Origin of the sequence: Endozoicomonas sp. ONNA1 (assembly GCF_024606325.1) — a bacterium.
In the GTDB taxonomy this organism is placed as follows: Bacteria; Pseudomonadota; Gammaproteobacteria; order Pseudomonadales; family Endozoicomonadaceae; genus Endozoicomonas_A.
In genome coordinates this window covers 1-26506 of sequence record NZ_JAHHPN010000857.1, presented here as the reverse complement: position 1 = coordinate 26506, position 26506 = coordinate 1, and the positions used below count along the sequence as shown (strand labels likewise).

Genomic DNA, 26506 nt, shown 5'->3' with positions numbered 1-26506 from the left:
CCATTATGCGGGATCGACTTACTTATACTGAGCCAAAGACTTCTCGCAAACGCTCAGCAGTGCTTGGGCTGAACCTGTTACAAAGCCAACCAGTTGGTTAGTTGGAGAGTCAATGAGTTTAACCAGTGTAGAAGGAAGATCCTTAACACGGTTTAACTCACCGTCAATGCCATCGAGGTCATTGGATTTAATAGCCTTAGCCAATGTATCACCAGCTTTAGTCACTTTATCTTTTTTCTTACCACCCTCTATAGAGCGATTCTCATAATCAACGATAGACTGAGCAGCAGCAGCCACACTGTCGGCGATAGCACCAATGTCAGACAGCGACAAAGTATCGATATCGGCTTCATTGTCTACTTCTTTGGGCTTAGTATTGAGGTTATCAAGCTTAGACACAAAAGAGGTGCTAAAGCACTTATGTATAAGCTTACGCCCTTCTTCAGTCGTGTTGTCAGTATTGAGACCAAACTTGACGGCCCACAATGCCTTGCCACCAAACAACTCTTCACTAGCGTGCCACTCAGCACCCAACTCAGAGTCATTGCTAAACGAGGTGTTACTGGCTGACTTACTGACCGCAATGGGCATCCCATCGGTGTAATCTGGAACACCTTCGTAGATCCTCTTAATCCAAGTATCATACTTAGCTTGGTCTGAAGTATCGACATCAGCAACCACGTCAGTAAACCTATCAATACCTTTGAATGTACTTTTAACGGTATTATCAAAGAACTTAGTAGCTAAAGCCTCAAGTGTGGCAGCGCCGCCCTTAAGATCCTTAACACTACCGTCAATGTGCAATTTTTTAGCAACATTGATAGTAATTTTACTTTCTTTAGCAGTCCCACTAGCGTTACTAGCTTTATCAGCAATAGCTTTAGCCTTTTTCACTAGCTTACTTGAAGCAGCAAATACTTTAACAAACCACAGCTGGATTTTCTTTTTCAGCTTTAGGATATTCTCTTTAATAGACTTCCAAATGTCCTCGATAGTTTCTTTGATACCTTCAACAGAAACTCGGGTTGCAGCCAGACGCTCACTGGCACCGCCAAAGGATTCCATAGAAGGTACAATTTCACCATCAAACAAACGGCTGGTCTGTTGGGAAACAGCCAGCTTCATCATAACGGCACTATGACGATCCAGACCACCGTCTTCCAATGAAGCTTCAGCTGCTTCAGCAATGGATTCAAGAGATGCAACAATCTCAGACATTTCTTCAATGCCTTGTTCGGTACGAGCCACTTCAACATTCAGCTCAACCATATCCTGCATATCGGACTCAAGACCTTCAACGAGAGTGCGCACTCCCTCAGAATCTTCCTTTTTATTACTCAAAAACATCGTACGAAGATGTGACATAGCTTTTCAGCTCCCTGTTACCAATTGGTTTTTAATGGGTTCCCATAGTACATTGCAGTTAATGTACATATCATATCGGTTAAACCATCTTTTTGTTTAGCCCAACGAATCATAAGATTCTCACCCGAGCTACAAAGTTGCTTACAAAGATTTTGTATTTCAATCTTTGTACAAGACTTTTTAGCTTGCTCGGTAATAACCTTGGGGGTAATAAGCATTTTATTATCGCCACCAAACTCAAGTAGACAGGCCCAACTCATGGGTTCCATCTGACGCTCGCCGGTAATAATAAAACGTAATGTATCCATCATAAAGTTAAAGTTATGCTCACAATAAATGGTCTTAGACACATTTTCAAGCCACCACAATGGATTTTTAAGACCTTTATTATTACCGTATTCTACTAATGAGCAAACCCAGTCTATAGAGGGTTCTTTGCGACCCATTTCCAGCCACTGCTGATACAAAGCGAGAATTTCAGGATCACAGACTCGATACATACGATTGGGCTTGACAGGTTTACCAAGAATATTAGCGGCTTGATTGGAAGTCAGATAAACCAATCCACTTTCAGATTTATCAGTCATCATCCTCCTCCATCCGGTGGATCTTATAAGCCAGTTTTTCAATGCGATCCTGCGTATACTCAATGTTCTGTTCAAGCTTGGCATCACGCTTACCAGAGCGTGATTGCTTGAGGTGGAACAGTTTTAACTCCAGCTGAGTCTTTTCTTCCTGAGCCAACTTGTACTGCTTGGCTTGCCAGTTAGCAATAGCCATACGAACATGAAAGATAGGATTCATAAATACTGGAATCAAACCAAATCCAAAAGGATCAATACGACTGGCACCTACGGTTTCTCGAACATTTTGAACGTTCTCAGGGTTAATATCCATATCAGGAATCTTCTTCATGGACTTTTCAACTTCACCCACGGGGCGGTTAAGTATATTAAGTGCGACTATGTAATTAGTCAGATGCTTTTGAACGTGTTTGGCATCGATCGATTTAAAAATATCTCTATCAGCTTCTTTATTAACAGTACTGGCTTCCAGACCATAAGTTAGTAGCAAGAGTCTACGTGAGGTGGTGTTTATAAAACGCAACATCTCGGTATACTGAAGCAAGTTTGCCTTAATGTAACTCAAGGCATCAGCCATAACATCGTTGCTGTAGCTTTTATTAACCAACACACCAATATCATCAATGACCTTTAATGAACGATTTAATATCTGATAGATAGAAGATATATAATCGTTTTTATAAGCATTTTCTTTAAGATAGTTTTTAAACTGCTTATCCCAAGACTGAGTTTCACGATGTTTAAACTTATTGGTTTTAAAGGCTTCAGAACCCGCTTTAAAGGCTGGAATAGTAATATCAACCAACTCTTCTCTGGCAGTTCTCAGCTCTTCAAGGATACGTGTTTTCTCAAATGAGGGTAGCAACGAGCGTACGTAAGTATCAACTTTCATCTAATAGTCCTCAGAAAGTGGGGGTATTGGAAAGCTGATAGGCTTTCAAAATTTCAGAGACATCAGGACCACTACTGCGTGCCTGTTTCTTAATGTCCTTAACCGATAGTTCAGTAGGCATATCAAGCGATCTGTGGTAGATAGTTACCTGCTCCCACTCTACATCAACAACTACCATTAACATAGTAGAGGTGGCTTTAAAAATATCTTCACGTTTGCGAAAATTATCCAGTTTAAAGTTCAGTCGTCGCTCAATGTCCTTAGCTGTTTCTTTACTAAGAACAACAATGCTAGATGCTGTGTTTACTGAAATATCACCGGACAAAATAGACGAAATTTTATTTTTACCTTTACGAGTCAAAATGGCTTCATAGATGCCATCCTTATCAGCTTTCAATGCCTTCTTGCGATTATCAATCAGATCCTGACACAACACCAGATCACGAACAAACTGCAACTCACCAGCACGCCAGCGGTGATAGCGATTTTTAACAGAACGATCTTCAGACTCCTCAGTCAATAGAGCCGATAAAGTCTCTGTGCCCAAAGTCTTGGCATTAAGTCTTACCATTACCGGAATAACAGCTCTATGTCCATCGTCTTCAAGCTGGACTTCCAATACTTTACCCACAGAAAGATTAACTGAATCATCAATGTTCTTAATGGTATCTCGACCAAAGCCGCGCGCACTGCCACGACTGTCATCGGACTGATCACTTCTTACCGCCATATTAAACGAAGGCAGCTTGTCTTTATAGTCTTCAGTAGAGACAATAAATTTCTGTGCGCCAGTACCTGCACTTGAGAGAGGGTCACGATTGGGATTTAGCTTATCCAGCAATCTTATAGTGTCCACTCTTCCAACATTCATGGAAATAGAGGCAGCCTGAAGATAATAAGCGCTAAAAAGTGAAACAACGGACTGAAGCACGTCACCAATAAACGACTGACTTTGGAGCTTGCTCTCAACCATACAGATGGGCTCAACCCGTGTAGGCTGAGTATATTCAATCAGAGAATCCGATTTTGCACTGCGAATAATATCGCGTACTTTAGGTATTACGGACAAAAGGGTATCAGAAGAAAACCCATTTTTTGTTTTCATAGTTTCAGTCCTTTGGAGAACGAATAAAATGATAAGGAAACATGTTGGACCCTCACACTATGTGTCGAGGGAATCAGGGTTAGGGGAGTTAAAGTCAGCCACGGCAAATAGTTTTTTAGGGATAAACCATGCTAACATATCAAGTCCTGTAAAGGCTAACCAAGACAATGTTGGTCTGACCTTCTTTACAAGACCTTGCTTAAATTTATCATACGATAATATATCCGTTGTCAGACAACTGACCTCATTGGTCAGTAAAGACCCTAATACCATGCAAAGGGCTATTCGCACACTTCTTGATCCTTGGGGTGCAAACCAAAGCGCACGCCGTGAAATGATTAGCTCACCAATCATTGATAATCAGCAGGCATTTATTGCACCTTTTACCAACCACTTACAATCTATTACAGGTTGGCCAGATGAGACACTGGATCTATTTACATCAGAACCTGGGTTAAAAAATGAAGTTTACTCGCAGGTAGATCACGTGGGTGAGGAGTACAATGCTTTCAGTTTAAGCGCTACCTTTAGAAATGTAGTGGGTGATCCAATAAATGCTATCTTATTTGCTTGGCAGCATTACGCCAGAAACGTTTCAAGAGGCACCATAATACCTTACCCTGAGTTCATTGCTGAGCGTGAGTTGGATTATCAAACCCGCATTTATCGTTTAGTGCTCGATCCTACACGCCGCTGGATACAAAAAATTGCCGCCTGTGGCGCGGCAATACCTCAGTCTAATTCACTGGCAGCCGCCTTTAATGCCAGTCAGGACATACCTTTATCACAAGACAACGCACAGGTCAACGTACCCTTTCACTGCGTTGGTTTTATCTATAATGATCCAGCTCTAATTCGTGACTTTAATGCCGTGGTAAAAACCTTTAATGGTTCAATGAACGATGGTGTTCGTGAACGTAACTACATTAAGCTCACACCCGCCGAATCCAAAGCCTTTAACTATCGTGGCTACCCAAGAATTACCCACGATATGGAGCTTGAGTGGTGGGTAGATAAAGAAACTTATAGCAACATTGCTCAGGAGTTAGGTCTATTACCTACAGATTCTGCTGATATTGCCAGTACTGAAAGTGGCTATAGAGAATCTGTACGTCAAGCAAGTAGTAAATTTATCGTTTAAAACAGGGACTGATTATGTCAAGCTCTTTAAAAGATTTAAAAAATAATACTTTAATGTTTAGAAGTAACCCCAATGCTATACAAAGGGCTGCTTATGATTTGCTTGAAGGTGTCTCAGATGAGAGTTACCAAATATTAACACCTACTAATCCGTTTGTATTTCTTCTGGAGGCAGCCGCAGCTACCGCTAGTGCCGCTATGGATTTTACAGCTACCGCTACACGACAAATATACCCTGAGTTGGCAGTCACTTATGAGGATTTGTATCGACATATGTCCGATGCCGATTATAGGGATAGATTTGCCACACCGGGTCGAAGTAATATCTCTATCTTGCTACTTAAATCTGAAATAATAGAATTGGCTAAAGAGGTACCCAATACTTCTTATCGAAAACTAACCTTACCAAAAAACACTGAGTTCTCTGTAGCAGGGTACCCATTTGGATTTCACTACCCAATTGATATTAGAGTGCAAGCACACGGTGGCATTCAAGTGGTGTACGACTCAAGGGTTAGCTCACCTATTGCACCTTTGATTACTAATCAGCTGGAATGGAGTCGAATGGATATCAATAATCTTGAGTTTATCAAGATAGATATTCCAGTGGAACAATTTAAAGTAGCTACTTACAGTATAGCACTTAATGCTAGCACAGGTTTTACAGAGCAGTTTGAATTTAACCATCACTTTTATTATTGTCGAGTTTATACCAGTAATGCTGAAGGTAGTTGGTCTGAGATTAAAACCACACATTCTGAACAGGTTCATGATCTTAAAAATGCTACTGCGGTACTTAAAGTTACTGAAGGTTCTTTAGAGGTCCATATACCACAATATTATTTTAACAGTAATTTGCTTGGCAATAATTTAAGAATTGACGTTTACACTACAAGGGGACCCATAGACTTAAATCTGGGTAATTTTGATAGCACGGCATTCTCTGCCCAGTGGCGTGACTTTGACAATCTTGATGAGGGTGCTTTTGTTGCACCACTAAGTGCTATTACCGGCTTCTCAGCATTTTCTGCCAGTCTGGTAGTGGGTGGTAGTCGATCCTTAAGTGTTGAGCAGCTTAGAGAGCGTGTTATTCTTAACGCCAATCTTAGCAGCACGCCCATTACCCAAGATCAATTAGCAGCCTCTATCACCACTCTTGGCTATAGCATCATTAAGATTATTGACAATGTTACCGATAGGGTATATCAAGCCACACGAGCCTTACCCTCGCCAGAAACTGAAGGTACTACCACAGTAGTGGGAGCAATGATCGAACCGGTGGCACTTATAGATGGTGATACCTCCGATGAACACGCTTTAACCAACGGCACTCAAACCACATTATTGCCCAGTAATATTTATTGGTTAAATGGCAATCAAGTAACAAGACTTAGTCAATCTGAAGTTACCAGTTTAAATAACCAAGAGAAGAACGTTAAAATCAATCTGTTTAATAATAATCAGTATCTGTACTCACCGTTTCATTATGTGTTGGATCGTAGCGATGACCGCTTTGATGTCAGGGCTTATTATTTAAATGACCCCGAGCTGAAATCTCGCTATTTTGAAGGTGAGAATTCCGAACTAGGTTATCAGATGACAACCTCCGGGATTAATATTACTGCTACAACAACGGGCTTTATCATTCAACTTAAAACCCGTGGTGATGTGCGCATTAATGCGCTTCCTGACTCACAAGTACATACCCAACTATCCTTTATCCCTAAAGGGGAGACGCAAAGAGCTTACATCAATGGCGTACTCATTGGTGAAGTTGACGATGAGCGTGTGTATGAGTTTGAACTCACTACTCGTTATCACATTGATGATAGCCACCATATCGAGCTGACCAATGCCAAAATGTATAGCTCAGATATTCAACCCCACCCAATCAATCTCAATGCTCAGTTTGATCTACTTTACATCGTTAGCGGATTAAATAATCAACCCGATGGCTCCTTGGATGATTTATTGGGTGAAGATTTTTTACCACCTGAAAGTCATGTGATTATCCATGAGCGCTTAGCGTTCAAACTAGGCACAGCGCTGGTTGATCTTCTGACACAATCACGCACCAGTATAAGCTCACAGGTTTATCGTACCCATGAAGCGGATGTACCGATGTTGTATAGCGAAAACGTTTATCGCCGAGATAGTGATGGTTTACCTGTACTGGTGGACGATGGTAATGGGGGTTTGGAAGCAGACCTCATCCATGCTCTGGGAGATCCTGTATTGGATGATGAAGATAATCCTGTTTACCTACATCGCAAAGGTGATATTAAAACTGTTGATGGCCAACCCGTTATTGATGGTGAGAGGGGGCTCAAGCGATTTGTTAATCTATTTTTAATGGATGGCAGATACCTTAATGTCACTGTAGAGGATCAACTGAATTATCGAACACAGGTTCCAAAAACCATCGTTGATTATTTAGATAATGATATTGCTAATCTTAGTGAAAATATGCTGGAACGTACAGAACTGTATTTCGTTCCTAAGCGTAATTTAGGTACACTGGAAGTTACCGTCGAAGATGGTGATAGGCGCTTAATAAATGCAGCGCAGGGACTTCAGATTGACTATTACATGGACAATCAGAACTACAATGACACCAATCTTCGCCAAACCATTGAGCAGATAACCAGGGTTATTATTAACGAACAAATTAATCAGGCAACCATTAGTTTATCTGGTTTTACCAGCGCTCTAACAGTGGCGGTTGGTGATGATGTAGTATCTATGAAAGTATTGTGGCAGGGCGATGATATACCTCCTGAAACCTTTACACTACTGGATAACTCCACCAATACCACTATACGTCAAAAACTGGTTGTGCTTTTTGATAATAATGTACAGTTAGAGGATGATATTACAATTAATTTTATCAGACATCAGACGTAATAAAAGGAGGGGCTAGCCCCTCCTTTATGCTGACTCTCTTTTCTCCAGATTCCTAACAAAGCGTTTCATCACTTTTTCCACTACTTTAGCCTGTTGGAGCACCTCATGAGCAGCTTTAGCACCATTGTGACAAAGCTTGATAAAATCAACACCAAAACCATATATTTCAGAAATTACCTTACTTGCCGCAACCACCTCTTTACCAAAAAGATTCATATCAGCCATGTATATTTTAAATACATCAGGTAGCTTATCACCATCAATATCCCCAGCGTCTACCAGCTCAACATTATTAAACCTGTCATGCATACCCTTGATAACTAACACATCCTCAGGATCAGCTGGAAATTTAATCGTATTAGCTTGAATAGCTGAATTCATAAAATCCTCTGGTTTTTCTAATGTTTCTTTAGAGTATTCTAAAAAAGCATCGCGTAAACCTTTTACATAGTGGTAATGTTTAGCTGGTTTATCGCCGTTACCAATGGGATAATGTTTAAGTTTGAGTTTTTTAGTAACATACTTGGTGGTTTTAAACACTAGATCGGCTAATTTCTCATTAACTATCTTAAATGCACTTATTGAGCTAACCCGTTCTTCCTCTAACTTATTTTTCAAATCATCAGTTAAGCCATTTTTAGCATTATAGAGCTTTGCAAATTTGGCCAATTCATCATTCATCTTTGTAAAGCGCTCGACCATGATATTCATGGCTTCTGTACAAGGCTCATATATGTCATACAAACGACCCAGAACATGGTGGGCATCATCCGGGTTGTCAATTACTTTAAACAAAGGACTCGATGTACCTTCCCACTTCTCGATTTTAACATCAAGAAGTTTCATATCACGATCCATTATTTTGGTAAGTTTTGACCATTCCTTGTCTGTCAAATCGTAACCCGTTTGTTCGCTAATACGTGGTCTGAGACTTTTAAATTGTTCTTTGCCCGCCACCGCTATCTCAGTAAGATCACTAACTTCCTTTTTGGTATAACGGTGATCAGACCTACTATCGTCCCCACGGCTACCCCCTGAAAGCCAACTGATAATCCTACCAAGGCCGGTCAATAAAGCGCCCAATACCCTCATAACAAACTCAACGGTTTTTCCGACTAAACTGAAAATAGAGGATACCACACCTTCCATTGATACATCAAAGTTGGTGGTACTGGGAAGTTCGGTATAAGACTGCACCGGATAACGACCACCGTGCCAATCGGGATATAAAACCTCCATAGCTCGAGCCCAGTTTCGAGAAGCGCCTTCAGCAACCAATTTATCGTGTAAACTCTCCAAAGACAGTGTTAATTCATCCAAGACAACAAAATCGCTCTTAGAGTAAATATCAGTTAATTCAGAGAACTCAATGTCCATAGTAACCCCACCGTTAACAATCAAATAAATTCTGCGGGGCTTTTACTTCAGACCAACCCAACACTCGTTTTTCATTATCATTAAAATCACCAACAACAACGCCACCAGTAGTCGTCGGGCTATCAAGCGTTAAAAGTGATACCAATGAAATAGAGGATGGAGTAAAGCAGATGCGATACCTGATAATCCAGATTGAATAGGTGATATCGAGAACAGCTTTAACATTTACTGGGTATATTTCATTGATCTCAGACAGTACCCGCTCAACATCCAGAGAGTTATTATTAAGATACCAATTACGCACTGTAATGTTTGTGGGACTACTGGGTAAAGGTAGCTGATAAGCCAATTGTCGGGCTATTACTGCTGCCATTACTTTACTGCGCCGCTCAACGCTGACTCCGCCCTGATCCATAGCTTGTTTAACGTAGTTAATAAATTCACGTTTTGACATATTAGCGATCTCCCATCACTTCTATTTTTTTAGCACTTGCGAATAAAGCATTACCCACTAAAGCCTCAAGATCCTTCTGAAACTCAATAGCTTTAAATTGTTTTCTTCTCCAGGGCAATACATATTTGGCCATATACTCAAATAAACCATCATAATCATTTAAAGTTTCTTCAATGGTATTTAGTGTTTCTAACTGCTCTAAATATTCCTTGGTCAACTCTATAGGTATTTTTTTCTTTTTAAGGCGATCGATCAGGTCACCCTTGATCCGTTTGATGCGAGCTTTGGGTGGATCATACTCATCGCGAATAGGTACAGCTGCTAGAAACAGTAACAATAAAACAGGCGATCCACCAATAACTGTTAATGCGGTAGTAACGACCTTAACTACTTCAAGTAGAAAAAACCCAGTGGCGCTAAAGCTCGCTGGATGATAATGCATTTTATAAATCTTATCTAAAGCTGAAGCCAGACTAATGCTAAACCCGTGTCGTGAAGCAAACTGATCAGCAAGAAACTCATAGCTGTTCTCATCGTGATAATCTGTACCTAGCTGACTGCGATTACCATGTACTTTGGCACCCACAATAATGGCATTAACGGTTCCTGGTTTACGAGTATTAGCTAAATCCTCAATGCCATCAAAATCAATGTCGGTAAGATCCTCAACCGCTTCAAGCAGCTCCATCTTCTTGGACTTAGTATCCAGTCCAGACCAACGATCGGCAACAGCAGCCATAGCAAAATTAGTTCGCAGTGAAGAACTCAAATGCTCGTAGTAAGTAAAGAGGTGTCCTAACTCATGAGTAATAATAGCACCTAACTCATCAGCACTAAACTTGCCATTCTTCTGGAAAAACCCTTCACCAATAAAAATCTTGGAGTGTACTTTAGAAAATATACCACTGACTTTAGAGGTTTGTAAATCAACAGAACCCTTAAGTTTTTTAGCAAAATTAAAGTTGAGTATGGCATCAGATTGACTCGTAAAGAATTTACGCCACTCATTAATCAGTGTGTGATTGGAATCAATTTGGGGGATATGAACAAAAGCGTCATATCGTTCACTGGCCAGTTCAATAGTTGCTGTAACCCCTAACTCATTAAGAATCAATTTTGAAATACCAGAGGAGCGAATATTAGAATTTCTAATTTTTTTCAACTCTTGCAAAGCTGAAAGCTTTTCAACCAAAAGCTTTCGAAAGACACCAGAATACTGATGATCAATGGCTTCCATGGAGGGCCATAGTTCCCGTGCTATTCCCATAATACTATTCCGTTGGTGAGTTTTAGGTGTGTACGTTCATAATGATAGCTCCATTAGATAATAGGCTAAGGAGAAAACGATGGAAAATAAAGCTAAACCCATTAAGGGCTATGAATGTATTAATGTCACTTATAGCAAATCCAGCGATGGTCGGTTTGATGATCTGTTGTGTGTAAAAGAAAATATTCATTATCAGGATGGTACTATCGAACCTAATCTTCGTTTAATTAAAAATTTTAAACGGGACTTTTATGTAACCCGTAAGGGTCAACAAACCCATCAACAAAAACGCGAGTATGAAGCAAAGAAAAATCTACAACGTTACGAATGTACTCAAGCGGAGTTGGAGCTTAAAGTCTCTAGGGTATTAAATGGTCGACCCAATGCAAGACTTAAGGAACTTGCTCGCTCACCCTACCTTTACGGAGTTGATGTTACCAGCTCAGTTATCTTAAAGCAAAATTACCGGGAACGTTGGCCGGATCTGGTTTCAATGAAAAGTCTTGCAGTACTTGATTATGAGACAGATGTACTCAATGGCACCGAGGAGATTATCACTGGAGCGTTAACTTTTAAAAATAAAGTAAAACTGGTTGTGACTAAAGGATTTATTGACGAAGAAATAAATTTTGAAAAACGCTTTAAGAAACTATACCATACCCATCTAAAATCGCAAATAGAGGATCGTAAGCTAGAGCTTGATTATCTAGTTGTTGATACTCCAGCACAAGTCGTAATGGAATTAATGGAAGCGGCACATGAGTGGAAACCCGACTATATAGGTGTGTGGAATCTTAACTTTGATGCTAAAAAGATGATAGACGCGCTGGATAGAGAAAACATAGATCCAGCAAGTGTTTTCTGTGATCCAAAAATACCGCCTAGGTTAAGACACTTTTATTACAAAGAAGCACCAAGAATTAAAGTAACTGCCACAGGTAAAAAATTCTCAAAACACACGGCTGAATTATGGCATGTGCTTAGCGCGCCAGCGAGCTTTCAATTTGTCGATTGCATGAGTTTATATTGCCTGATACGTCTAGCTGCTGGTAAAAAAGCCAGCTACTCGCTGGATAGTATTCTTAATGAAGAAATCGATATGGGAAAACTTCATTTTGATAATATTACCGACGGCTACACGGGAATAGAGTGGCATATTTACATGCAAAAAAAGTTTAAAGCTGAGTATCTGGTGTATAACATCTTTGACTGCATTGGCGTTGAGCTGCTGGATGAAAAAACCAATGACGTTAGCATGACGCTCAGTACCCTTTTGGGAAATAGCGAATTCTCACAGTTTAGCTCTAATCCCAGACGTTTATGTAACGATCTGCATTTTAGTTACTTGAAAGAAGATAATGTTATCATGTCTACCTCAGATCAAATGTCTATTGATCTGGATAAGCATATTTACTCAATGAACAATTGGATTGTGACACTACCCCCTTATATGTTAGCCGATGGCGTTGGCATTAATGCCATTGAAGATATGGGTGGTCTTAAAACCAATGTTTTCTTCGCAGTAGCAGATCTGGATGTAGCGGGATCTTATCCTAACACTGAGGACTTTCTTAATATGTCAAAAGAGACTACAGAACGTGAGTTTTGTAAATTAGAAGGAATTAATGAAAGTGTTCAGCGGGTTATGGGTTTAAATATAACAGCAGCAACAACTAACGCTATTGAGATAGCTAATGATGTTATGGGAATGCCAACTCTGGACCATATTTTAGAGGAATTTATTAAAGATACTGATGCCCAATTAAAATAAACACGGTAAAATCTTATTAGTAAACACCATGTATTGGTAGTAAGCCAGAGGCCAGATTTTTTAGCTTCATCTGATCTTTGCTTTGAATTTGGTTTATTGTTTACTGTCCTTTGTTCGCCTAATAGGGGAGGGGTCACCCCTCCCTTTTTTTTTAGGCTTTCCTTTTATTAAGAGGTGCTTATGCAAAGTCTATACGAGAGAGATTTTACTCAATGGCTATCGCAACAAAGAGATTTACTGGCTAATAAAAGATTTGAGCAATTGGATTTAGATAATCTTTTGGAAGCACTGGAGTATCAGGTGGGTAATAATCTCGATAGTTTAGAGTCTCAATTATCAAGATTAATCAAACATCTGTTAAAATATGCTTATCAAAAGGGGGTATTACAAGACCCATGGGTTGATTACATGTTGGCTGGCTGGTCTGATAGTATCATTGACTCAAGAGAACAAATCACTATTTTGTTAAAGAAATACCCTAGTCTCAACCCTAAGATAAATAATGTGTTTATTGACATTTATACTGGGGCTAAAAACGGGGCCATTAAAGAGATGAATAAATATTCTCGTGTTAAGAAGCAAAAATTAACCCAAGCCAGTTTCCCAGAAACTTGTCCATGGAATCTTGATAAAGTGCGAGAGGATGACTGGTATCCAGACACTTTGTAGGAGATTAAAATGCAAAGTTTATACGAGAGAGATTTTTACAGCTGGACTTGTCAGCAAGCTGAATTATTAAAAGAGGGTAGACTCAATGAATTAGATATTGAGAACTTACTTGAAGAGGTTGAGGCAATGGGTAGGAGTGAATATAGGACTCTGAAGAATTGTTTAAAAGAATTACTTTTACATTTACTAAAATGGCACATGCAGTCTTCTAAAAAAGATGATCTACATGACATGGATGAGTGGTATCGTAGTTGGAGAGTTAGTATTAAAAAACAGCGACGAGAAGTTAAACATGAGTTAGATGAGAATCCTGGACTACAGAATAAGTTAGATAAAATTTTAGCTACAGCTTATAAACAGGCCCGTGAAACAGCAGCGGATGATATGGATTGTAGAATTGAGGATTTTCCTACCGAATGCCCATGGAGTTATGAACGATTAATGACTGAGGATTGGTTACCCTAGGGGGTATTATGAAAAGTTTATACGAGAGTGATTATTACACTTGGGCTTGTCAACAAACCCAGTTGATACGTGAGGGTAAGTTTAATGAACTGGATCTTGAGAACTTGATTGAGGAGGTAGATGGTTTGGGGGGTAGACACTACGATGCCTTAGAGGGTGCTTTAAAACAATTACTTTTGCATTTACTAAAATGGCAGATGCAGTCGCAAAAGGACGACCTGCACGAGATGAATGCGTGGTATCGTAGCTGGACTGTAACCATTGATACCCAACGCCTTGATGCTGAGGAAGTATTAGAAAAAAATCCTGGATTGCAATCTAAAATAGATGAAATCCTAGCTACGGCTTATCAGAATGCGCGTAAAAGGGCAGCTAAAGCAATGGGTTGTAAGATCAATGATTTTCCCACTGAATGTCCATGGTCATTTGAACAAATCATGACTGAAGACTGGCTACCAGAGTGAGGGCATTATGAAAAGTTTGTATGAGAATGACTACTATAGCTGGACTTACCAACAATTAGAACTGATTAAACAAGGTAAATTTGATGACCTTGATATTGAGAACTTACTTGAGGAAATAGAAGACATGGGTAAGTCTCGGTATCGGGCGCTAGAAAGTTCATTGGGGCAATTAATTCTACATTTACTCAAATGGCAGATGCAATCTTCTAAAAAAGATGATCTACATGACAAGGAGCGGTGGTATAGAAGCTGGGTTGTCAGCATCAATAAACAACGTCGGAAAGCTAAAAAGGAGTTAGCTGAGAATCCAGGATTAAAACCTAAGGTGAATGAAATAATGGTTAAAGCTTATTGGTGGGCTAGGGAAGAGGCAGCTGATGACCTGAATTGTAAAATGAGTGATTTTCCCACCCAGTGTCCTTGGAGTTATAATAAAATCATGACTAAAGATTGGTTACCTTAGGAGGTAGTATGAAAAGTTTGTATGAGAGAGATCCATACAGTTGGGCGCATCAACAAGCACAGTTGTTACGTGAAGGCAAGCTTAATGAACTGGATGTGTTAAACCTAATTGAGGAGGTTGAGGATTTGGGCAATAGTCGCAGCGATGCGGTTGAGAGTTTCTTTATTGTTATCATAACCCATCTTCTTAAATGGCAATACCAGCCTGAGCACCGATGTAGCAGTTGGAGAGGCTCTATCAACAATGGTCGAAGGCAAATAGCTAGAAAAATTAAGAAGAATCCTGGGTTAAAGCCTAAGCTCGATGAACTCTACAGCGACGTTTATGAGGATGCCGCACAAACAGCGGTAGATGAAACCGAATTGGCCAGAGAGCTATTTCCCAAGGAAAATCCCTGGACTAAAGAACAGGTAATGGATACGGATTTTTGGCCTGAAGATTAAGCAAATATCGGTTAGCAAATGAATAAAAATAAACCCCTCCACAAGGGAGGGGAGTCCGTTAGGAGAAGTAAGACATAATACGTTCGCGAGGACCGTTATCTTCAGTATAACGAGTGACATGATCCAGATTAATTTGTTTCAATGCCAGACCTCTGGATTTAACATCAGCCGTACTGGTAAACAAATGCAGCAGACGCTCAAAGTTTTGTCTTTGATTGGTCGATAGAAATGTCATAGAACTGATAAAACGCATAGCATAGTGAATACCAAAACAACCAGTTTTGTTTTTAGCAATGACAGCCAAGAACCAATCCATAACAGATTTAAAATCTTCCTCAGGCAAACGAAGAATGCGGTAGATAGCATCATTTAGCTTTGCCTGATGTCTTGCCCCAACAGCTTCTGACATCATCTGATTGGTGGCCATGGCGCAAACATAATCAGATACCATTGAACCGCAAATAGAAGCTTCAACACATGACACTTCAGGAAATACTGCACCAGTTACTTTACTGATGGGATCTTGTGCCAACTTAGCAGCCTTTTCTTCAGCTTCCTTAGCGGCAGCTTGTGCAGCTTCCTTTTCCGCTTGTTCTTCAGCTTCCTTAGCTTCTAAAGCAGCTTGCTCTTCGGCGGCAGCTTGTGCAGCTTCCTTTTCTGCCAGCGCTTTAGCTTCAGCCTCTTGCTTTTTCTGTTCAGCTGTTTTACGTGCCATAAATAGTTACCTCAAGTTTAATGAAAGGTTACATCGGGATCAAAGGTTTCAGTAAGAAGTGCCTTACCATGTGTTTTCTGCATTGCCATGTCCATGAAAGCTGCCCCTATATTAGCAATCATCATGTTCAAACCATTGGGATTATTACTTAGCAATTGCCCAGCACAGATACGACAAAAGTCAGTTTTTTTAGTTTGACAACCAATTGCAGAACGAAGGGTTATCGTTTTGCCTATAAAAGCTTTGAGATCCTCTTCGGTAAGCGCTTCACCAGTTTTACCATTAACTATACGATGACGACCTTTATAGTCTTTATAGTTAAAGTCATATATATGCGCTTTGAATCCAATCGTCGACCCGCAATCAGTATCTACAATGTGTGCGTTTTGAAATATGCGCTGAAAGAATTTAACCCTCTCACCCCCTATAGCAGTGGCAGCTCCCCGCGAGAAAGAACCGTCTCTAAGTGAGTTCACCATCTCGGGAAAATAGTCCATATCCCAACCTTCATCCAAGGATTTGGGGATAGTCTGTATGCTGTTTTCATCCAGAAAATCAGTTTCAGCACCATACATGATATAAGCTTTCTTGCGAGTAACGTTAAATGCCTTAGATGCTTTATAAAAACCTTCCGATAAATCGCCTTTAATATATTCTCTATCCATAGCGATCAACTCTTGTTCGATGGCAGACATCACAGCTGGATCATGAAGTCGATCGGCGTTTTTAGCTAATAACTCATCACGACGTTTACGAATAGCAGGATCGGTACCTAGTGATTTTTTAGTTGCCGAGGGCACACAAACAGGAGATAAACCGGTTAAAAACTGTAGTGCATTACAAAACGCATGTGCTTGCTCGGCGGTAATATCATCCCGCTCAATCACTTCATTACCGAGTTTATGAACAATATTATCTTTAATCCAGTTACCTGACTGGTAAGGTATTTTATCGCCCACCGAATAAAGTAATACAATGCTATTAACTAGCACCTCACCAACATTAGTATCTACATCCTCTTTAACATTAGGTAAATCACCTGCCTTAAGCTTTATCGGCTCCTTGGGCGTGAACAGCGGCTGTCCAAGTTTATGACCTTCAATTAAAACAGTCCCGTCAATATCATCAAATTGTGTCCAAAGAACACCCTTATCATCAACGCTAAGATCCCCTTCAAATTTAGCGGAAGTTAAAGACTCTACTGGCGTTTTGATAGAGAGTATATCAATTAGCCATGTTTTCTTTTTAGCAGCGTTAGCTAAAATAGAGCGTAGTAAAAAAGTTTTCTTTGTTAGTGTTGCCATAAGTCATTTTCTCTAAGGTAACGCTCGGTTAGATGCAGATAATTTTCAAGTGCCATAGAATCTAAGAGTAGCTCTCCTAACTCAGCTAAAGTGGCCATGTAGTTATCTGATCCAGAAGCTACAACAAAACCCACCATTTCTACAACTAAATCCATACCAGAAAGTTCTATTAAATCATCTTCCAATAAGTTAAATACTGATTTAATATCAAAACCAACACGGCCACCAAAGCGTAAAAAACCAAGAATAGGACCACCAGGCTTGAGTTGTTTCATGCGTTTAAGAATAGCTATCTTCTCATTGCGTTTCTCTGTTGGCAATGTAATTTCTTGCTCGGGAAGCTGTGTGCGATAAAGTGCTATTTTTTCTATAGTTTCAAAAAGGTCCGATTCGACATTGACTACATGCAGTGTCAGTTCCGTTACATCACCTTCATTGGTTAAATTAAGTAACTCACTTAGCTGCTCAACTGGATCAGAATAGTCACCTAGAGATTCAAGAACACTCTCTACGGGATCGTAACCCTCAATTGAATCCAATGCCTGAGCTAATTGTAAAAGTTCATGAAGAGGGATCATTATATCTTTATTGAGGCTAATACCCAGTAACTCAATAAAGCGTGTTAAAGACTCATGTAATACACTAGCTACTTCATCAAGCGCTTGGGCAGTACCTAGGTTATCTGCTGACATAAACAGGTTATCGACGGCAACGACATAACTGTGATAGTGTTGCTCATTTAAAAAATCCACCACACTCAATAACAAATCAGCTCTTTCTGGGATAGCATTTTCCCTTATGAAATCTGTGAAATAATAAGACATATTGTAAATAATCCGTTAAAAGTTACTTTGGGTCAGCACTTTTATAGGGGAAAGATGACCCAGAAATTCATAAAATGGAGATTGCTATGCCACAGTCAAAAAATAAACGTCGCAACGGAAAGCTTGTTAACAAGCCCAATCGGAAATCTTTAAACCCTTCTCAAGAAGAACCTATGTCTTGGGACGAAATAGAAGCACTAAGAGTTGCTTGCCAACAACAGATAGCGACAACCACACAAGTAAGACTTCTAATTGGCAATAAAGACAAACTTGCTACCGTAAAAGACATAACATCATTAACCAATCAGACAAAAGTTTTTCTAAGTGATCTTAAATTAATGGAAGAGTCCTTGGAAAAAATTTATGATGAGCATAAAAACAAAAGTGGTATGGTTAGCCATGAAGACCATATGCATTGGCTAGTTGTAGGTCAGGGATATCATGACTGGCTATGTAAATATACCAGTGTTATTTTACCTGAAGTAAAAGCTATTACCGATCACTTCAATACCGCCACGGTTGAGGAACAGCCTAATGACTGATAATAATAAACCAGACGATATTGATAACGCACAAAACACTTTAGACGATGGTAAAGAGCCTAACGTTGAGCTAAGCTCTCCATGTAAAACGCCACGCCCTAAAGACGCTAAAGCCGATCCAAATTTTACCAATACACTGTCTTTGCCCATGAAGACTATTCGTCAGACCAATAAGGCTTTAGAAGAACTACCCAGTTTGACGGCGGGTGGTGAGGAAGCCATGGGTTCTTGGCTACAGGTATATACTGCTGGATTCTCGCATTATCAAGCAGGTGGGAGTTTTGAAGATTCTCTAAACCGCGAAGGTAGTGCTTGGCGTCAGAATGTAAAAGCCGGTGAGATGAAAATGGGTATTGTTAAACCCAGAGTCGCTGCTTCTGCTGATGGCGCTAAATTATCTGGCGACAGTGCTCTTTTTAAGATTGGCAACGCTTTAGGTTTGGGGGGCACACTTAAGTTTCCACTATGGCACAGTGGTATCTGGCTGTCCATAAAAGATCCTGGTGAATCACCACTTTTGGCTATGGAGAGAAAAATAGCTGAGCAAAAAATAGTGCTAGGACGTCAATCTAATGGCATAGCTTTCTCCAGCGTCAATGTCTATACCCGCCGTTGGTGGTTAGAGGTTGCTTTCTCATCTATTTACGATGCTACGTATACTAATCGTAATATGAAAGCATTGATGAAAGTAATTAAAATCACAGACGCACCTTTGATAGCTTGGGGATTGTTATGCACCATACACCCCAATGGTTTCAATCTGGCACAAGCCTGTGTTGCTGATATCCACAAATGTCAGCATGTTGTTGAAGAACTGGTCAATCTGAGTAAACTTTGTTGGACAGACAACAACATGCTGAGTGATGATCAAAAACAGTTTATGTCAGATAGAGATAAACGTCATAATTTCCAAGATATTGAAAAATATCAAAAGCAGTTCAGCTTTAATAATCATGATAAGATCCAGATCAATGAGAATCTATACATGACTTTTAAAGTGCCCACCATCGAAGAATATCTGGTTTCAGGAGAGCGATGGGTAGATAGTATCGTTGATGTTGTCGAGCGTGGTATGGGTAGCGGTTTGAGCGATGCCATAAAGGATCAATACATCAGTGAGCAGGGTAGGGCAACGACGCTGCGTCAGTATGCCGCATGGATTGATAAGCTCTATATTGATGAAGGTGAGGGCAATTTCTCTATTGTTGAAGATCGTGAAACTATTGATCTGGCCTGCGATCGTTTCTCAGCGCAGAAAGATATTTGCGATTTAATCTTTAAAGAAATTGGTAAGTTCATTGATCTGGCTACTTTCTCCATTATTGGTATACCAACCTATAATTGTCCAGCCTGTGAGAAACCTCAAACAGATCAAGAGTCTAAGTATCCAACCATCATACCACTGGATATCGAAGAGACTTTTTTTACCCTAGTCCGATTGAAAGTTATCGAAATAATCAATCGGACCAATTCAATAAAAGACCCCATATCTTAGACAGAAATTTCGTTAACCGATTACCTGAGGATGGTGGTGAGCTATGGAAACTACTGGCGAATCCGCCGGAAGTGGATAACATTGCCAAGCAAATGTATATCCAAGAAGCTTATGATCAGACCTATGGTTTGTTTGACTATGACGACCCTAATGCTTCATCATTAGGGTTGGTCAGGATGCATAATGCTGAGCGATTGGATCGATGTGATCGTTTTCACAGTCTATTGCAGCGTTTTATTCAACATAGGCTACACGATCTTTTAGGCATCAGCTTCATTGAGTTTCTAAAGCTACCAAGGTCAACCATTGAATTGATTTTTGAGGTCAGTGCCGATACCGCTTTAGCTAAAACAGATGAGCTGGATGCTTTAAAGGACACTATAACTGAGGGGTCTAAATGACCCCTCATTCTTACTCTAAATGGTAAATATTTATGATTAGAGAGGTTCATTGTACGGTTTTTGAAGTACCGGCACAGTGCCTTATTAACCCAGTAAATACAGTAGGCGTCATGGGCGCTGGTTTGGCTAAAGCGTTTAAAACCCGATACCCCACAATGTTTGCTGTTTATCAAGAACATTGTCGCTTAGGTGAATTACAAATAGGTACTATTCATCAGTATAAAGAACTTGGTAAGCCTTGGATATTCAATGTACCCACTAAAATTCACTGGCGACAACCCAGTCGGCGTGAATATGTAGAACGTGGGTTACAGCAGTTTGCCCGCATCTATAAAAACTTTCCCATTCAATCCGTTGCCTTCCCGCCACTGGGCTGTGGTCATGGTGGTCTTGATTGGTCCACGTTAGTACGTCCTCTTATGTACCATTACCTTAAAGATGTTGAGCTAGATGTCTTTATCTGTTTACCCTCACACGGATCTTTCTAAAAAAAAAAATAGGGCGCAATGCGCCCTTTTATTTTTCCTCACCACCCTCCATATTGAAGGTGACTTTATATGGTGCCTGACCATGTTCATTTATAGTGAAAGAGCCTTCAAACTTAAAAGAGGGTTGACTCTTGGCACCATCGTCAGCCTTAGGATCAGTTGGTAACTGATCCTCCATTTTTTCGATGGCGTCTTTAACGACTTTGATTGTATTGTTAATAGACATAATTATCACCTTTAGGTTAGTTAATTCACTTTAGTTATATGTATCTGAAATTAATTTGAAACGACCTAATAAAGGCAGGGCTCAAGCCCTGCCTTTATTAGAGTATAGTTGTTATACGCGCATGTAACTTGCGCAGAGTTCTATCAATTTCATCCTCGTTCATGTTATACGCCAATTTAAACAAAGCCCATTGGAAATGATGATGATCTGGTATATGACCTCGTTTAGCTTCTTTAAATAACTTGGTAACAATAGAATTCTTAAGAGAGGGATTACGTCTTTGTAGTCGCGATAAACCTTTTAACATGATATCCAGACGCTCTTCTAAAGACATTTGCTGGCGACGCCTTAAATGCACAGAACGTCCAATAGCTTGCCTTACGTCGCTTTGTGAAGAAAACTTCTCTATGTTGGTTTCCAAGACGGTCTCTAAAGCATCCCCATACACAGTTGCGCCGGGTAATATCTGGGGATTATATTGTTGCAAAGTAGTGTACATATTCATATACACGCTGCGCGCCATAGAATCAAATATACTGCCCCTTAAAAAGTCAGGAATGTGGGCATAGGGGTGTCTCAACAGTCCTAATATTTCATTTTCATATTTTTGCATAGTGTTCACTTGCCACTTAACTGATGACCCATTGCGTTTCTTCAGTTGTAAAACTGCGACACATGTGGGCTAGTTGTTCCGGTTTCTGATTATGGTAAGCCACGTGCTTATCGATATTTTTAGCAAATATATAGATAAATTTAGGGTGCTCTCCTGGATAATTTTTTAATTCTCTAAGTCTACCCAATACCTGCTGATTGCCCTGTAGAGATCCTTGCGAAACAGTCAGGATAACCCGACTCAAGTCTTCAATGTCTACAGCAGTTCCAGCACTACCTAAGGTAGTAACCACTATGTCATTAGACATAAGTACACTATAATCATCCTCTGAAACATAACGGGCTATAGATAGATTAGTTATATCCTCAGACAAACGTTCTACAATGTGGTCACACATCTGTACAGTTGCGGCGTAAACCAACAACTTTTGCCCAGCCAATTTATCCTCAACATAATATTTATTAACAGCAAACTCAATTAGCTCAAGGTATTCATCAGTGCGATTAGCCTGTGTTAAAATGCTTTCCTCTAAACGGGTATGTGAATAAGAACCTCTACGTTTATGCGGTACTCGCTTAGGTTCTTTAAATGAATACGCCAAAGCGAATACATCTATATACTTAGGTGGCGCTTCACCTTTCATACGTAACTTAGGGGGATACATTATTTCAATGATAGAGTCTAAAAAAGGATCTCCCTTATCTAAGGTAGCTGAAAGATAACATACCTTGTTGATATGGGTATAAGTCTCAATCTTAAAGTTCAAATGAAACATCATATGGGCTTCATCGGTTATCCTCAAACCAATGCCCAGTTGTTGATAAAAATCAATGGGACGAATGGGGTAGCTAAATTCAGTAGGGTGCTTTTGCTCATACTCCTTGATATAATTTTGCATAGTTCCCAAAGTAATAATCAGTATGCCCGCCTCCAACTCGCCAGATATAGCCAGGTTCATCACATTCTTTAAATCCTTGGCTCCTCTAATTACATAGAACTCACCAGACTTTAAATCAAAAGCCTCTTCAACATCACCCTTCCACTTTTCAACAAATTTTCCCGGCAAATTGATTATTGTACGTCGCTTAAGTCGGGCAATAGCAGTCAGCGCGCAAAAAGTTTTACCACCACCTGTATTGAGTGCCAGTACCTTAGTGATACCATCCGCTGTTAAATAATCAATCAAGGGTACTTGCGCCGCACGCGGCGATCGTTTATCAATAACTTTAAAAATATGCGTTTCATACTCAGATGCAGTATGATAACGAAAGTCAAATTCATCTCGTTTAACATGGTTTAATTGCGCATGATTGAGAAAACTCTCCAATGCGTTTATATGAAAACGAAACTCCCTTCGATCTACTGTAGCAGCAGCATAAACGCGCTTGGGTTTTTTAACAAAACGATGACCCATTTTAACTAAATCATGTTCAACATAGCGGCTAGAGAAAGAATGTGCCAGGTTATATGCCGCTGGCCTGTGTCTGGACATGACGAAGCAGTGACTATAAACATCAATACGGGCAATATATCTATCTCTATCATTAGTCGTATCGCATAGGGCTGAATCCATCATAAGTCCTAAACCTTTGTTTTTATTTAAGTCATTTAAATACACTAGTTAAATCTAAAAACTAAGCTGGTAAGACACCGGTCTTACCAGCCCCAATCAAACATCCCGATGTATTAAGTCAAAAACAATGCATCAAGAGGATGTCGAGGTCGACGACCCTCATAAGAATCGATACGACCTAAATAGTCATTATGCTGTTCATACGCCATCTGACCCCCAGCAGAGCGTAAAAACAAAGCGTTCTTAACGGGCATAAAGCGAATGGGTTCACCTACAGGTGGTATACTACCATCAGCAAGATTATTTCCTGAACCCATAAAGGCCAGTATAATAATTTCTAATAAGGCAATATTGACACTGGTTCTTGAGCAAACCAATTCCAAGGTGGCCTTGAGAGCATCCGCTTCATTTTTATATTTAGACAACTTAGCCCCGTTAGAACTGGACTCAAGATAATTTTTCACCATGGTCATAAAATCCATCATGGTACTGTGTCTTGTAGGTAAGTTAAATATAGGTACTTTAGCTTTAAACTCTTTAAGATTAAAGATGTATTTACCTGACTTACCTAACTCCCAGACCTGATCGCCACGACGTTGTATATGCCTGAGCATTTCAGGACTAAAAGTGGAAGGTGAGGTACCCATGGTTAATCTAACCGGCGTTAGGGTAGTATTACCTCTGCTATCGGTAAACTCAAAGTGTACTTTCTTTAATCGCGATAATTTTTGTGCAGTATGCTGATTAATAACCGAAAGCAACTCAATATTTTCAAGCAAAGGCAATTCTTCGGCCTCAACTAATATTTTCAGATCCTTACCTGCAAACTCAGGTCTTAGATAAAGAGACTGACTTTTATGATCATACACTAGAAAACGAGTAGCTTCGCTAGGCAGCGAAGCACGCTCTCTGACGGCATTTTTGATCAAATGCTTAGTAGAAAGTATAGCTTGAGAAAGAATCTCACACAAGGCTGTCATACACGCATAACCAAGATTAGTGCCCTTTGGTAATGACAATGACAATTCGCCAAAACAACTGCTACAAACTTTATACTGATCACGATGGTGACAAGTAGTCGGTGAGCGCAGCTGTATCGTTTTACCCACTAAAAAGGTATCGGTTTTATTAACCACCCTTAGCCCCTTACCATCAAAGTAATTTTTACCCTCCAGATGTACAAGATTCTCTTCGGTTACTGCCATTGGGATATAGGTTTTAGAACCACAATCGCCAATAACCAGATCTTCTATGTACATACCCAATATCTGCAATTTACGGGTTAAGTACTCAGAGTTCTGAATAGATTTAGATAGGGCTACCTGAGATATAGAACCAGCACGAGATTCAACCATACTGTCATACAAACTCACCAGCCCTTGAAAATAACTATTCATTACCGGTTTAGGGAAAATAATATGGTTAATATCCATACAATAACCCCGTGTGGTGACTGCCTGAAGTAACTGACCCCAGTTAACAATATTAGCCTCAGCAATCATTTTCAAAGGGTTACCCTTGATAGTATCTGGTCGCTTCAAATGTTCCTTAATGAGCTCTGGAGTTTTCTGAATAGACTCCTCATTGGGTAGCATTTTGTAATTTAACTCAGATACCACTGGATCATCAACAATCTCAAGAAACTGTAATAAACCTGTGCTGAGCACATACGACTCAAGAGATTGGATTGACGTATTATAAACTCGGTTAGTAATTTCATAGCCTAACTTAGTCAATTCAGACATCTTGTTATAATCACGCACAACATCGTAGGTATCAAACAGGATCTTCTCCAATAACCGCATGTGGGTATCGGATAACCATTTTTCTAACCCTATGTGATGTCTTGATAACAAAGGGACATTAGGATAAATGCGATGATACTCCCAGTAGTACCAACAAATAATAGTAGCACGACCACGGGCGATAATAGTTTTATCGTCCATAACCAGTTTGTGCTGACCCAATTGATTAAATGTTGACCAGAGTTTTTCTTCGGGCCATTTTAGAACCACCCGTGATTTGAACGTTTTCATGGCTCTCTCCCTTTTATTTTTTACCTGAGGCTTTAAATTTAACGCCAGAACATTCAAAAAGATTTTTCAACAATTGCAAGGGTCTATGACCACCCAATGGTAATTGTTTTCTATCAACGAATGTCTTTATGTTAATGCCGTCCTCACTATCCAATAAATTACGTACACCGTACTTATGAGAATCAGGGTTATTACTCCAATCCAACAGATTAGCCACAGCGCGTGGTCCTACAATAGCGGTCAACAAACGCATCTCAGTTTCACCGAAACGAACCGGTTGCTTACGATGTAGGTTACTGTGTCTATCCATAGCCTGAATCTTTGAAGGTACACCATTTTGTTGCAACTTAGCACCAGTCACCGCAGTTGAATATTCGCCAATTTTATCCAACAAAATAATATAAATATTAGCAACTAACACGGGATCTTTGGTAACTACTTGTTGTCCATTAAAACCACCATAACTCACAGATCCTGCTTCTGGATCATAACCATTTTGTATCAATGCACGAATGGTATGTTGACCGATGGACGGCGACCATGGTGGTAAATAAAGATGTATACCATCCTTCTTAACATCCTGAACATAACCATTTTTATCTTCATCAGTAGTAAAATCACTTAAAGCTTCATGATGCGGTTCTGAGATAATACTGAAAAAATGATTCAGTTTATCCCATGCCTCCTTATTGTTCATATTAGAAATCATTGATTCCACTTTGCGACAAGCGCCATTGAAATAATGCTCATACCAAGTACCTATATTAAGTCGCTTAAGGATACTCAGTGGGTCCATAATCAGATGAGCACGTACCCCGTTTTTATCCACAGGCATTCTTTCATCTGGCCATATATCACATACCACACCTTTCGCTATGTTCACTGACAAGCGCTAATTGTCAGCCGTTCTCTTATGAACTGCTGCA

Annotated in this window: 27 protein-coding genes; 12 read left to right on the top strand and 15 right to left on the bottom strand. The window is 39.9% G+C overall.

The genetic code is table 11. The features are described 5' to 3' along the window. Nucleotides 1–18: 18 nt before the first annotated feature. From KDK19_RS20405 to KDK19_RS20390, 4 genes are read right to left on the bottom strand one after another with little or no spacing between them, the layout of a single operon-like run. A complete protein-coding gene (locus KDK19_RS20405) occupies nucleotides 19–1365 on the bottom strand; it encodes a hypothetical protein (protein WP_257292803.1) in 1347 nt (448 codons plus the stop codon). A gap of 17 nt (nucleotides 1366–1382) precedes the next feature. Beyond that, a complete protein-coding gene (locus KDK19_RS20400; protein ID WP_257292802.1) occupies nucleotides 1383–1955 on the bottom strand; it encodes a hypothetical protein in 573 nt (190 codons plus the stop codon). Then, nucleotides 1945–2841: a hypothetical protein gene (locus tag KDK19_RS20395; protein WP_257292801.1), complete on the bottom strand. Its 897-nt coding sequence runs from the start codon at nucleotides 2839–2841 to the stop codon at nucleotides 1945–1947. Before KDK19_RS20395 ends, KDK19_RS20400 begins: the two co-directional genes overlap by 11 nt. 10 nt (nucleotides 2842–2851) lie before the next feature. Further along, entirely contained in the window at nucleotides 2852–3946 is a 1095-nt protein-coding gene (locus tag KDK19_RS20390) for a hypothetical protein (RefSeq protein WP_257292800.1), read from the bottom strand. A 271-nt stretch (nucleotides 3947–4217) separates the two neighbouring features. On the opposite strand from KDK19_RS20390, the gene KDK19_RS20385 reads away from it, so the two are divergent. Then, a complete protein-coding gene (locus tag KDK19_RS20385; protein WP_257292799.1) occupies nucleotides 4218–5087 on the top strand; it encodes a hypothetical protein in 870 nt (289 codons plus the stop codon). A gap of 14 nt (nucleotides 5088–5101) precedes the next feature. Further along, the gene (locus KDK19_RS20380) at nucleotides 5102–7990 is read left to right on the top strand and encodes a hypothetical protein (RefSeq protein WP_257292798.1); all 2889 of its coding nucleotides are present in this window, start codon (nucleotides 5102–5104) and stop codon (nucleotides 7988–7990) included. 24 nt (nucleotides 7991–8014) lie between these two features. Here the strand turns inward: KDK19_RS20380 and KDK19_RS20375 are convergent, their stop codons facing one another. The 3 genes from KDK19_RS20375 to KDK19_RS20365 are packed head-to-tail and all read right to left on the bottom strand — an operon-like array spanning nucleotide 8015 to nucleotide 11058. Beyond that, a complete protein-coding gene (locus tag KDK19_RS20375) occupies nucleotides 8015–9367 on the bottom strand; it encodes a hypothetical protein (RefSeq protein WP_257292797.1) in 1353 nt (450 codons plus the stop codon). Between the two features lie 13 nt (nucleotides 9368–9380). Beyond that, the gene (locus KDK19_RS20370; RefSeq protein WP_257292796.1) at nucleotides 9381–9821 is read right to left on the bottom strand and encodes a hypothetical protein; all 441 of its coding nucleotides are present in this window, start codon (nucleotides 9819–9821) and stop codon (nucleotides 9381–9383) included. 1 nt (nucleotide 9822) lies between these two features. Beyond that, on the bottom strand, nucleotides 9823–11058 hold the full coding sequence (locus tag KDK19_RS20365; RefSeq protein ID WP_257292795.1) for a hypothetical protein: 1236 nt from the start codon (nucleotides 11056–11058) through the stop codon (nucleotides 9823–9825). Nucleotides 11059–11167: 109 nt separating this feature from the next. On the opposite strand from KDK19_RS20365, the gene KDK19_RS20360 reads away from it, so the two are divergent. The 6 genes from KDK19_RS20360 to KDK19_RS20335 all read left to right on the top strand — a co-directional run bounded on the left by KDK19_RS20360 (nucleotide 11168) and on the right by KDK19_RS20335 (nucleotide 15363). Continuing rightward, complete coding sequence (locus tag KDK19_RS20360; protein WP_257292794.1) at nucleotides 11168–12859, top strand: hypothetical protein; 1692 nt, start codon at nucleotides 11168–11170, stop codon at nucleotides 12857–12859. Nucleotides 12860–13039: 180 nt separating this feature from the next. Continuing rightward, entirely contained in the window at nucleotides 13040–13528 is a 489-nt protein-coding gene (locus tag KDK19_RS20355; protein ID WP_257292793.1) for a DUF29 domain-containing protein, read from the top strand. Nucleotides 13529–13537: 9 nt separating this feature from the next. Further along, entirely contained in the window at nucleotides 13538–13993 is a 456-nt protein-coding gene (locus tag KDK19_RS20350) for a DUF29 domain-containing protein (RefSeq protein WP_257292792.1), read from the top strand. A gap of 8 nt (nucleotides 13994–14001) precedes the next feature. Continuing rightward, nucleotides 14002–14457, top strand: coding sequence for a DUF29 domain-containing protein (locus KDK19_RS20345; protein ID WP_257292791.1), 456 nt, complete (start codon nucleotides 14002–14004; stop codon nucleotides 14455–14457). Between the two features lie 7 nt (nucleotides 14458–14464). Then, complete coding sequence (locus KDK19_RS20340; RefSeq protein ID WP_257292790.1) at nucleotides 14465–14920, top strand: DUF29 domain-containing protein; 456 nt, start codon at nucleotides 14465–14467, stop codon at nucleotides 14918–14920. An 8-nt stretch (nucleotides 14921–14928) separates the two neighbouring features. Further along, the gene (locus KDK19_RS20335; RefSeq protein ID WP_257292789.1) at nucleotides 14929–15363 is read left to right on the top strand and encodes a DUF29 domain-containing protein; all 435 of its coding nucleotides are present in this window, start codon (nucleotides 14929–14931) and stop codon (nucleotides 15361–15363) included. A gap of 58 nt (nucleotides 15364–15421) precedes the next feature. Here KDK19_RS20335 and KDK19_RS20330 read toward each other — a convergent pair whose 3' ends face one another. From KDK19_RS20330 to KDK19_RS20320, 3 genes are read right to left on the bottom strand one after another with little or no spacing between them, the layout of a single operon-like run. Next, entirely contained in the window at nucleotides 15422–16078 is a 657-nt protein-coding gene (locus KDK19_RS20330) for a hypothetical protein (protein WP_257292788.1), read from the bottom strand. Between the two features lie 17 nt (nucleotides 16079–16095). Further along, entirely contained in the window at nucleotides 16096–17382 is a 1287-nt protein-coding gene (locus KDK19_RS20325; RefSeq protein ID WP_257292787.1) for a hypothetical protein, read from the bottom strand. Then, nucleotides 17370–18206, bottom strand: a complete 837-nt coding sequence (locus tag KDK19_RS20320; protein WP_257292786.1) for a hypothetical protein — start codon at nucleotides 18204–18206, stop codon at nucleotides 17370–17372. Before KDK19_RS20320 ends, KDK19_RS20325 begins: the two co-directional genes overlap by 13 nt. 86 nt (nucleotides 18207–18292) lie before the next feature. Here KDK19_RS20320 and KDK19_RS20315 point away from each other — a divergent pair, with 86 nt between their 5' ends. The 4 genes from KDK19_RS20315 to KDK19_RS20300 all read left to right on the top strand — a co-directional run bounded on the left by KDK19_RS20315 (nucleotide 18293) and on the right by KDK19_RS20300 (nucleotide 21132). Beyond that, entirely contained in the window at nucleotides 18293–18748 is a 456-nt protein-coding gene (locus tag KDK19_RS20315; RefSeq protein ID WP_257292785.1) for a hypothetical protein, read from the top strand. Further along, a complete protein-coding gene (locus KDK19_RS20310; RefSeq protein ID WP_257292784.1) occupies nucleotides 18741–20243 on the top strand; it encodes a hypothetical protein in 1503 nt (500 codons plus the stop codon). The genes KDK19_RS20315 and KDK19_RS20310 overlap by 8 nt, the downstream gene beginning before the upstream one ends. A gap of 71 nt (nucleotides 20244–20314) precedes the next feature. Then, the gene (locus KDK19_RS20305) at nucleotides 20315–20644 is read left to right on the top strand and encodes a hypothetical protein (protein ID WP_257292783.1); all 330 of its coding nucleotides are present in this window, start codon (nucleotides 20315–20317) and stop codon (nucleotides 20642–20644) included. A gap of 32 nt (nucleotides 20645–20676) precedes the next feature. Further along, entirely contained in the window at nucleotides 20677–21132 is a 456-nt protein-coding gene (locus tag KDK19_RS20300; RefSeq protein ID WP_257292782.1) for a macro domain-containing protein, read from the top strand. A gap of 28 nt (nucleotides 21133–21160) precedes the next feature. Here the strand turns inward: KDK19_RS20300 and KDK19_RS20295 are convergent, their stop codons facing one another. From KDK19_RS20295 to KDK19_RS20275, 5 genes are all read right to left on the bottom strand, one after another. Next, a complete protein-coding gene (locus tag KDK19_RS20295; protein ID WP_257292781.1) occupies nucleotides 21161–21358 on the bottom strand; it encodes a hypothetical protein in 198 nt (65 codons plus the stop codon). A gap of 97 nt (nucleotides 21359–21455) precedes the next feature. Continuing rightward, a complete protein-coding gene (locus tag KDK19_RS20290) occupies nucleotides 21456–21971 on the bottom strand; it encodes a hypothetical protein (RefSeq protein ID WP_257292780.1) in 516 nt (171 codons plus the stop codon). A 16-nt stretch (nucleotides 21972–21987) separates the two neighbouring features. Next, nucleotides 21988–23589: a DEAD/DEAH box helicase family protein gene (locus tag KDK19_RS20285; RefSeq protein ID WP_257292779.1), complete on the bottom strand. Its 1602-nt coding sequence runs from the start codon at nucleotides 23587–23589 to the stop codon at nucleotides 21988–21990. Nucleotides 23590–23657: 68 nt separating this feature from the next. Beyond that, on the bottom strand, nucleotides 23658–25580 hold the full coding sequence (locus KDK19_RS20280; RefSeq protein ID WP_257292778.1) for a hypothetical protein: 1923 nt from the start codon (nucleotides 25578–25580) through the stop codon (nucleotides 23658–23660). Nucleotides 25581–25593: 13 nt separating this feature from the next. Further along, nucleotides 25594–26445 (bottom strand): hypothetical protein, encoded by an 852-nt coding sequence (locus KDK19_RS20275; protein ID WP_257292835.1) that lies wholly within the window; start codon nucleotides 26443–26445, stop codon nucleotides 25594–25596. Nucleotides 26446–26506: the final 61 nt, after the last annotated feature.